Genomic DNA, 330 nt, shown 5'->3' on the forward strand with positions numbered 1-330 from the left:
GAACATGGGTTACTATTATCAAGTTGTTTTATCTGTTAAAGATGTTGACGATGAACTTGTAGAACTAGTCGGAAATGTTTTACAAAACGGTTGGAATATGACGAACTGGTCAGAGAATAGCCATTTGTACAATTATACTGGTACTGTTTATTTGCCTTGTGGTGCAGGTGGTCAAGCATGGCAATGAATTTACTTAATACAGCAAGCATAGCTAAAGAAATGCAAACTAAAGTAACAGAACGCATGGGCGACTGGTTTGAAGCAGAATTTAAAGCTAAAGCGAATAGTGCAAGCCGAAGAACTAGATTAATTAGAAGTCATGGTCACACC

General features: G+C 37.6%; 2 protein-coding genes. Both read left to right on the top strand.

The genetic code is table 11. The features are described 5' to 3' along the window. The coding region (locus L977_RS24975) for a hypothetical protein (protein ID WP_047625795.1) at positions 1 to 187 on the top strand (187 nt) is incomplete at its 5' end. A gap of 56 nt (positions 188 to 243) precedes the next feature. Next, positions 244 to 330: hypothetical protein (locus tag L977_RS25250; protein ID WP_442854933.1), on the top strand; the 87-nt coding region annotated here is incomplete at its 3' end.

It is taken from the genome of Enterobacter sp. ZOR0014 (assembly GCF_000798855.1).
Lineage (GTDB): Bacteria > Pseudomonadota > Gammaproteobacteria > Enterobacterales > Enterobacteriaceae > Enterobacter > Enterobacter kobei.